Origin of the sequence: uncultured Cetobacterium sp., assembly GCF_947039425.1 — a bacterium.
GTDB lineage: Bacteria > Fusobacteriota > Fusobacteriia > Fusobacteriales > Fusobacteriaceae > Cetobacterium_A.
Map to the genome: position 1 here is coordinate 1 of NZ_CAMQYW010000053.1, position 9529 is coordinate 9529.

9 protein-coding genes and 1 pseudogene are annotated in these 9529 nt (G+C 27.2%); 2 read left to right on the plus strand and 8 right to left on the minus strand.

Annotation, left to right across the window (positions count from 1 at the left end):
- From Q0V09_RS04635 to Q0V09_RS04665, 7 genes and pseudogenes are all read right to left on the minus strand, one after another.
- Positions 1 to 571 (minus strand): annotated as a pseudogene (locus tag Q0V09_RS04635) (aspartate--ammonia ligase); the annotation flags it as partial.
- Positions 572 to 888: 317 nt separating this feature from the next.
- Complete coding sequence (locus Q0V09_RS04640) at positions 889 to 1605, minus strand: HAD family phosphatase (RefSeq protein ID WP_297406016.1); 717 nt, start codon at positions 1603 to 1605, stop codon at positions 889 to 891.
- Between the two features lie 24 nt (positions 1606 to 1629).
- Positions 1630 to 2442: a purine-nucleoside phosphorylase gene (locus tag Q0V09_RS04645; RefSeq protein WP_297406017.1), complete on the minus strand. Its 813-nt coding sequence runs from the start codon at positions 2440 to 2442 to the stop codon at positions 1630 to 1632.
- A gap of 89 nt (positions 2443 to 2531) precedes the next feature.
- The gene (locus Q0V09_RS04650; protein WP_297406018.1) at positions 2532 to 3488 is read right to left on the minus strand and encodes a nitronate monooxygenase; all 957 of its coding nucleotides are present in this window, start codon (positions 3486 to 3488) and stop codon (positions 2532 to 2534) included.
- Positions 3489 to 3502: 14 nt separating this feature from the next.
- Positions 3503 to 4255 carry a phosphatase gene (locus Q0V09_RS04655; RefSeq protein WP_297406019.1) on the minus strand — a complete coding sequence of 251 codons (753 nt, stop codon included), beginning with the start codon at positions 4253 to 4255 and terminating at the stop codon, positions 3503 to 3505.
- Between the two features lie 13 nt (positions 4256 to 4268).
- A complete protein-coding gene (locus Q0V09_RS04660; RefSeq protein ID WP_297406020.1) occupies positions 4269 to 5429 on the minus strand; it encodes a hypothetical protein in 1161 nt (386 codons plus the stop codon).
- 11 nt (positions 5430 to 5440) lie between these two features.
- A complete protein-coding gene (locus Q0V09_RS04665) occupies positions 5441 to 6256 on the minus strand; it encodes a MerR family transcriptional regulator (RefSeq protein ID WP_297487394.1) in 816 nt (271 codons plus the stop codon).
- A 90-nt stretch (positions 6257 to 6346) separates the two neighbouring features.
- Here Q0V09_RS04665 and Q0V09_RS04670 point away from each other — a divergent pair, with 90 nt between their 5' ends.
- Positions 6347 to 7666: an MATE family efflux transporter gene (locus Q0V09_RS04670; protein WP_297406544.1), complete on the plus strand. Its 1320-nt coding sequence runs from the start codon at positions 6347 to 6349 to the stop codon at positions 7664 to 7666.
- Between the two features lie 26 nt (positions 7667 to 7692).
- On the opposite strand, the gene Q0V09_RS04675 is transcribed toward Q0V09_RS04670, so the two are convergent.
- Positions 7693 to 8400 carry a 2-phosphosulfolactate phosphatase gene (locus Q0V09_RS04675; protein ID WP_297487397.1) on the minus strand — a complete coding sequence of 236 codons (708 nt, stop codon included), beginning with the start codon at positions 8398 to 8400 and terminating at the stop codon, positions 7693 to 7695.
- Between the two features lie 81 nt (positions 8401 to 8481).
- On the opposite strand from Q0V09_RS04675, the gene Q0V09_RS04680 reads away from it, so the two are divergent.
- On the plus strand, positions 8482 to 9529 hold a 1048-nt coding region (locus tag Q0V09_RS04680), incomplete at its 3' end, for an alanine racemase (protein ID WP_297487399.1).

Sequence of the window (9529 nt, forward strand, 5' to 3'; positions counted from 1 at the left end):
CGTAAGTATGTTCTCTTTCTTTAGAAGTTAACTCTGGATAAAGATCTTCTAACTCTTGAGATGTTATAAATGTTATCTCTTCAGGTAATTTTTTTGAAAGCATTGGATATAGATCAGTTATATATTTTTCAGCACTTTTTAAAACTTTAAAAATCCCTCTAACTGTTTCTTGTAAATATTCAGTAGTTCTTTCCTCTTTTTTTAAAACCTTTTCCCAATCCCACTGATCTACATAGTAAGAATGAATTGCACTTAAATCTTCATCTCTTCTAATTGCATTCATATCTGTATACAATCCTTTTCCACATTCAAATCCATATTTATCTAAAGCCATTCTCTTCCATTTAGCTAATGAATGAACTATTACTGCTTGTTGTTTAGACTTTGTATCAAATGAAACTGCTCTTTCTAAACCACTTAAATCATCATTTAATCCACTTTCTGGAGTTACAAACAATGGAGCTGAAACTCTAATTAATTTTAATTGTTCTGCTAAACTTCTTTCAAAGAAATCCTTTAAACTTTTAATTGCTACTTCTGTTTCTATTATTCCTAATTTAGATTTATACATATAACACTCTCCCTTAAAATCTTTTTATAAAAAAAAGCTCTTAACTTCCCAATTGGAATAGTTAAGAGCTAAAATTAACAAAATATAATATACACTTTTTCTGTATATTGCTTAGTTATTCATAGTTTATTACTATTTTCAAAATCGGAAAATTACATACTTTAAACTTCAACAAATTATTATTATTGTTATTATTATTATTTATACAATTATAATTATTATTATTGAAATTTATAGACATAACTCCTCCTTTTTTAAAAATTTTTATTTATTTGAATTAATTATAAAACTTTATTTTCATTTTGTCAAATTTTTTTTTATAAAATCTCTACATCTGCACAAACTTTATAAACTACATCTTTTCTTTCTAAATATATTTCAACCTTAGATTTTAATTCTAAATCCTTTTTAATCTTCTCTAAAAGTTCTCTTGAAGGATTGATTGCTCTAGGATTTCCAACTAGACTTAACATACTATAATCTCCATTTGTATCACCATAAGCATAGCTTTCTTCTAACTTAATATCATATTTTTTACAAAAATTATTTATTGCAATCATCTTATTTTTAGAATCCCACATAGGTGAAATCTCTCCAGATAATTTTCCATCTTCAAAATGATATATTGAACCACAATAATCATCTGCTCCCCATTTAGCTGCCATTCTTGACACTAAAAAGTCTGGACTTCCTGATATAAATATAACTTTATGTCCTTGATCTTTATGCCACTGAATCATATCTCTTGTAAATTTATATACTCTATTTCCTTTTAGTTCTAAAACTTGATCTGAAATAAAATCATTATATTTTAAAGATAATCCTTTTATGGCTTCAACATAAGTTGTTGTTATCTCTTCTAAATATTTATCATAATCTCCTGTTCTTTCATCCCACTCTTTAAAAGCATCCTTTACTTTTAATTCATACTCTCTTATATCTAAAAGTTCATATTTTATTAATTTTTTAAAGTGCTCTGTTAATAATGAATTTCTATAAATAGTTCCATCTATATCAAAAAATGCTGCTTTCATATTATTTACCTCCATATTTTAAGATTATAACTCTTTTATTGTTTCTGCTATCCATTTACAGAATCTTTCACCCGTTTGGTTAGCTATATCTACGACATCCTCATGAGCATGTGGTTTTGTTGCAAGACCTGTAGCCATATTTGTTATACAAGATATTCCTAATATTTTTATTCCTAAATAATTTGCAACAATAGATTCAGGTACTGTTGACATTCCAACTGCATCTGCACCCATAGCCATCATCATTTTAACTTCTGCTCCTGTTTCATAAGTTGGTCCAGAAGATCCTAAATATACACCCTCTTCATATTTTATATTTAATTTTTCAGCTACTATTTTAGCTTTATTTATTAAATCTTTACTATAAGTATTTGACATATCTGGAAATCTTGGTCCAAATCTTTCGTCATTTGGTCCTATTAAAGGATTTGTTCCAAATAGATTAATGTGATCATTAATAATCATTAATGTCCCTGGAACATAGTTTTTATTAGCTCCACCAGCTGCATTACTTACAATCATAGTTTCTATTCCAAACTCTTTAAATACATATTGAGGATATGTTACTTTTTTCATGTCATATCCTTCATAGTAATGAAATCTTCCTTTCATTACTAAAACTTCCACTCCATTTACTGTTCCAAATACTAACTCTCCAGCATGTCCTGATACTGTTGATATTGGAAAATTGGGAATTTCATGATAAGGTATAACTATTTTATTTTCAACATAGTCAACCATACCTCCTAGTCCTGATCCCAAAATAATCGCTATTTTTGGTCTATTTCCCACTTTATTTCTTAAGTATTCTGTAGTTTCTACAACTCTTTCAAACATGTAATCACCTCTATTTGTATTTTAATTATATCATTATTTAAATTTATATAATAAAAGAGGAATCCAAAAATTCCCCCTTTCATTTTTTATTAGAATTCTAATCTTGAAACTTTTTCATCTAATTTTATTTTTTGTTCTTTTAATTCTGTCATTAATTTTTTTATAATCTCTTCACAACACAAAGCTTCCTTTACTAATCCAGCAACTTGACCAGACATAACACTTCCATGTTCTACATCTCCATCAACAACTGCTAATCTCAATTTACCCTTACCTAGTTCCTCTATTTCATCCTTTGTAGCACCTTTAGTTTCTAAATCTAATATTAACTTAGCGAACTTATTATTAATAACTCTTACTGGATGTCCTGTATAGTTTCCTGTTGAAACTGTTGATCTATCTTTTGCTTTTAATATTAAATTTTTATAGTTATCATGTACATTACATTCATGCGCTACTATAAATATAGTTCCCACTTGAACCGCTTCTGCACCAAGTGATAAAGCTGCTAAAAACTGTTCTCCACTAGCAACTCCACCAGCAACAATTACAGGGATTGAAACTTCTCTAGCCACTTGAGTTGCTAAAGCCATAGTTGATATTTCTCCAATATGACCTCCTGCTTCTAATCCTTCTGCAACAACTGCATCTGCTCCTATTCTTTCCATTCTTTTTGCTAAAGCTACCGAAGCTACAACTGGTATTACTTTAATCCCCGCTGATTTTAATTTCTCCATATAAATTCCTGGATTTCCAGCTCCTGTAGTTACAACAGTTACTCCTTCTTCAATACAAACATCAATTTGCTCTGTTATACTTTCCATCATAAGCATTAAATTTACACCAAAAGGTTTTTTTGTTATCTCTTTTGCTTTTCTTATTTCAGCTCTAAGAATTTCAGGTGGCATTCCTCCTCCAGCTATAATTCCTAATCCTCCAGCTTTTGATACGTGTCCTGCTAAATTACCATCAGAAATCCATGCCATAGCGCCTTGGATTATTGGATACTCTATCCCTAGTAATTCGCACACTCTATTTTTTTTCATTTTTCCTCCTACAATTAAGAATTAATATCTTCTGATCTTAATTCGCTTCTTAACTTTAAAAATTTTTCAAGATTCTCTTTTGAATCATTAATAATTAATTCATCTGAATACTCAACTTCATTCAAAAGTTCTATAATATTTTGAAAATCACCAATCTGTCCCGAATAATGAGAGTCACTTCCTAAAGATATATAACAACCCTCTTTTTTTGCTAGTTCTAACATTTTTTTACAATTTGTATTAGAACCTGTTCTTACATGATTTCCAAGTGATGAATTATTAATTTCTAATGCTACATTAAACTCTTTAGCACACTTAACAATTTCTTCATAATTCACTGGAAAATTTGGGTTTCCCAGATGTACTATTATATCAGCTTTTTGACTTTTTATCAAATTCAATATAGCCTTAGTATTTTTATTTTTATCACTATTACTACTGTATTCTTCTACATCATGAAAACCTGCTAATACTAACTCCATTCCTGAATATACAAGCTGATTAATATCCAATTTTCCATTTTCATCAAGTATATTTGCTTCTACTCCTTTTAATACTCTAACTCCATCTATATAATCTGGTAATATTGTTATATTTCTTAAATGCCACCAATGTGGTGTATCTGGAAGTGCTGGTCCGTGATTTGTTATTGCTATTATTTCCATCCCTTTTTTAGCAGCTGCTCTAATATTTTCCTCTAATGTGCTAAAAGCATGTGGATTTACATTTGTATGTATATGTAAATCTATCTTATACTGTTTTTTCATAAAATGTCATCTCCTACATAAATATTCCATATAAAACATTAGTTGCTATTCCTGCAACTATTCCTCCAACAGTATGGCTAAATATTGCCTTTCCTGTTAATTTTCTATATCCTAAACTATCCATCATTGCTACATGAGTACTTAAATATCCACTCCATGTCATTCCCATTGCAGTAAAAACAGCAATCTCTCTCGATGTAATAGCACCTTCTTTTATAAATTGTGGTACTAATCCCATTGCTGCTCCAACTGCTCCTAAAGATGTTATTGGAAAAGCAATAGCTTTTGGACTTGTAAATCCAAATAAAAACTTTAAAACTCCTTGGAATTTTTCACCAATATATGGTAAAAATGCTACCCCTTCATACGCTGATCCTGTATATCCATGAACTCCTGGACCATTTGTTAAAATTAAAACAGTTGTACAAATTATTAAAACTCCAGGAATTATATCCATTCCCATTTGAACTCCATTTTTTCCACCTTCTAATAAAGATTCTAACAATCTTTCTAAAACATTTCCATCTTTTATCTCTCTATACTCTAAAAAATCACTTTGTATACTTACATCTTTATTTTCATTTGAATTTTGTGTAGCAAATGATTTCTTTGTAAAATTTATCATTAAATTTACACTAATAATACTTCCTATAAATGCTCCTACGTTACCTAATATTACTGGAACAACTAAATTTTCGTTCATAGCTGAACTTTGAGCTATCATAAATGTTGAAACAATAAAACCCATTCCAAAAGAAGTTCCTAAATTTGTTAATGCTGGTAATTGATATTTTTTAAAATATTTTGTAAATCCTTTATCAGCAGATAAACTAAGTATTGCAGGATTATCTGATATATATGTTGTTAATATTCCTAAAACAGCAGCTCCAGGTAATCTATATAAAGGTTTCATCAAGGGAGATAATAATTTATTTAAAATTGCAATTACTCCAAATTCAGATAATATACCTGCAAATGCTCCTGCTATTACAGATACACCCATTATTAAAAATACAGTATTTAATAATAAATCATGTGCAGTTTTTATTAATGTATTTATTAAATTAATTCCACCCATTTTATTAGATAAGAAATATACTATTACAACTAAAATAACAATACAAAAAACACCTTCTAATCCAACTGCTTTTTTCCTTCTTCCTTTTTTATCCATACTTTCTCCTTTTACTTCTTTTTTATAGGTATATTTATCTCTAAAAGTCCACCTACACCATTTTCCATAGGAATAATTACTTCACTTCCTATCTCTATTGAATCTCCTATTATATCATATCCTGCTTTTTTTACATAATTAAAAATATTTTCATATGTCACATAAAGAGTATTGTAACTAGTTTTATGCTTTAATGATGCATATTCTCTTTTCTCTATCCACTCTTCTCCATCTAAACTTATATTTTCAGGAATAATTATTCCAAGTCTATTAAGAGGAATAGTTTTTTCTCCCTTATATTTTTTTAAATCTACAATTGAAACATAAAGAAGTTCTTTTATTTTCATTTTATTGGCTAGTTTTTTTAACTTTTCATAATTCATAGCAATTTCAACATCATCAAATGGATCTTCATTTTTCAATAAATAAACTTTTAATTTATCTATTTTTTTTATTACAATTTTTTCATCAATATTTTCAGATAAATTTTTTAAAGTAACAAGTTTATCATTAATCTTATTCTTACTGTTTTTTAATTCTTCTATCTTTTTATCTATATCTTCTATTTTTTCCTCTAAAAAATCAATGTTTTCTTCTAAAGATTTTGGTTTCGAATACTTTTTTATCTCTTCTAAAGAAAACCCTGCTTCTTTTAATAATAAAATCATAAATAAATCCCAAATTTGAGAACTAGAATAATATCTGTATCCATTATTTTCATCAATATAATCAGGGACTAAGATATCTTTTTTATGATAAAAAATCAATGTTTGTTTTGAAATTTTAAAAATATTTGCAAGTTCCATTATTCTATATCTATTTTTCATAAATTCTCCTTGACAGTATTCTATAGTATATAGTTTATAATATCATAAAAATCAGTGTTTTAATAAAAAAAATACACAAGGAGAAAAATAATGTCAAAAGAAATTACTTTAGAAAATGGTTGTGTAAAAAAACTTTTTTTTAAATTTGCGATCCCAAGCATTTTAGGTATGCTCATTGTTTCTATGCAAATAATGATTGATGGCATGTTTTTAAGCAAAGGAGTTGGGCCTAATGGACTAGCTGCAGTTAATATATCAATGCCTCTTATTAACACTCTTATGAGTATTGCTCTTATGATATGTATCGGAGGAGGAGTGTTAGTTAGTATTACTCGTGGTGAAAATAATTTTGATAAAGCTAAAAGTTTAACAACTTTAACTTTATGCTTATTTTTTGGTGTTTTATTATTTTTATCTTTATTCATTTTATTTAATTTATCCAGTGTTATTAAATTTTTAGGAGCTAATGAAACTTTATATCCTTACGTTAAAACTTATCTTTCAATCTCTGTTGGAGGTGCCATATTTTTTAATATGCCAATTTTCACTGAAACTTTTGTTCGTATCGCCGGTAAGCCTAATCAAGTTTTTATTAGTGGACTTATCTGTTTTTTAGGAAATGTTATTCTTGATTATGTTTTTATTTTAAAACTAAATATGGGAATGGAAGGAGCTGCTATTGCAACTTGTTTTGCTAATATGTTTGGGTCTTTAGTTCTTTTACCTCATATTGAATTTGGAGAGCTTAAATTTACTTTAGAAGAGATAAAAGATATTTTTTATAATGGAAGTTCAGAGATGTTAACTACTATTTCTAGTGCTTTTACTACATATATCTTTAATATCATTATTATGAAAAAAATTGGTATCTTAGGGGTTTCTGCTCTTACAATAGTTTTTTATATTAATACCATTGTAAATATCTCTTTATATGGTCTATCTCAGGCCTTACAACCAATTGTCTCATATAACATTGGTGCCAAGAGAATTGATAAAATTAAAGATGTATTAAAAATAGCTTTAATTTCTGGTGGAATTATTGGTTCTGTTACTTTCATTTGTACACAACTTTTCAGTGATACTTTAATTAACTTATTTACAAATGGAAATGACGAACTTCATAAATTAACTAATTCAGCTATATTTTTCTTTGCTTTTGCTTATTTACTATCATTTATAAATATTATTGCTAGTAGTTTTCATACGTCTATTGAAAAACCTTTTGAATCAGCTTTAATAGCTTGTGGTAGATCAATTATATTTGTTGTCATTCCTCTTCTTACTCTTCCTCTTATTTTAGGAGATGTTGGAATTTGGATTGCAACTCCAATTGCTGAACTCATATGTTTATTAGTTTCTATTCCATTAACTTTAAAATCTTTACATAAATTAAATATTAAATTTTCTTAAATAAAATAAGGAGGTAAGATAAACTCTTACTTCCTTATTTTTCCATCTATATATTCTGGAACTATTTTAGTTAAATCTATAGATAAACAATATTTTAGATCATCTTCATATCCTATTTTTTTCAAATATTCAAAGTGTTTACTTCCTTTAAGAGTATCATATACCGAGGTTATTAAATTAGATAATTTTACTAAAGATAGTGTAAAATCATTTACTTTTATCTCTTTCTCTTTTTCCATTAATTTTTTACAAATTATTCCTGCACATAAAGCATCATCCAATGAAAATTCGTTATCTGTTCCTGAACATAATAAAATAATATCTTCATCTGTTTCCATTAGTTTTTCTACAATGCCAGATATATTTAAATAACCACCTATATATAATTTTTTAGCACTTATTGCACTTTCTATCGCTCTAGTCCCATTACTCGTTGTCATTAATATCTCTTTATTTTCAATTTTTTCTTTTTTAAATTCCAAAGGAGAATTTCCAAAATCAAAAGAATCAATTTTTATTCCTTTTCTTTCTCCTGCTAGTAAGGCAGTTTTGTGTTTTTCTTTAGCATTTTTTACATCTTTAATATCTTTAAATGGATATATATCTTTTGCTCCATTTAAAAAAGCTGTTATCATTACAGAGGTTGCTCTTAACACATCAATTACTACTACTTTTTCTTTACTAAAATCTCTTCCTAAAGCATCTTTTACAGAGGATATAATTTCTATTTTCATATTTTTTTCTCCTTGCTATTGTTTTTTCTAGTACTTTATGTTATTAATTATAACATATCTACATAACTTAGGGGGGATTTTATGGGAAGAAATAATTTTTCTATTATCATTAATGAGGAAAATATTATTAACAATTACAATTATATTAAAGATTTGTCAAAAAAAGAGATTATCTCTGTTATTAAATCCAATGCTTATAGTCATGGAACTAAAGAATCTATAATAGCATTATCAAAAGCAGGATGTAAATATTTTGCTGTTGCAAGGGAAGAGGAAGTTATGGAAATTTTAAACTTAGGTTTAGATTTGAAAAACATAACTATTTTAGTTTTTGAAACTCTTTCTAACTTAAATCTCCTTAAAGAGCATAATAACGTAGAAATGGTTATTAATAGTATTGAAGAACTTGAAGAGTTTATTGATCTAAAATTAGATTTTTCAAAATTACATTTAAAGTTAGATTTTGGATTTGGAAGAAATGGAATATATTCATCTCAAATAGTAAAAGCCAAAGAACTTATTGTTAATAATAATCTATTTTTTAAAGGGATTACAACTCATATGTTTGATTCAACTCCTGAGGAAAAAAAATATATTCAAATGAATTTTTTAAAAACAATCGACTTTTTAGGAAATAATCGTTTTTCTATGATTCATTCAGAAAATTCTGCCACAACTTTAACTAATGGACATTTAGGTCCTACTCATGTGAGATGTGGAATAAGTTTATTGGGACTTCTAGATCCAGATATTAATGATAGCAATATAAAGCGTTCTTGGAGACTTTTAGGTTCTGTTTATCACATTAGAAATATTGAAAATTTATCTTATATTGGATATGAAGATATTAAAAATATTAATTTTGAAGGATATAAATTTGTAGCAAAACTTAAAATTGGATATGGAGATGGATTCTCTAAAAATAACACGAATATGATTTGTCATATAAATGATAAACCTTTTAAAATTATCCATATTAGTATGGATACAACTTTTGTTGCTATTGATGACACTATTGCTATTGGAGATATTGTAGAAATATACAAAGATATGGATTATTCTAACGAATATCTTAATATGCCTCATTATGAATATATAACATTAATTAATAAAAGAATTGAAAGAAAAT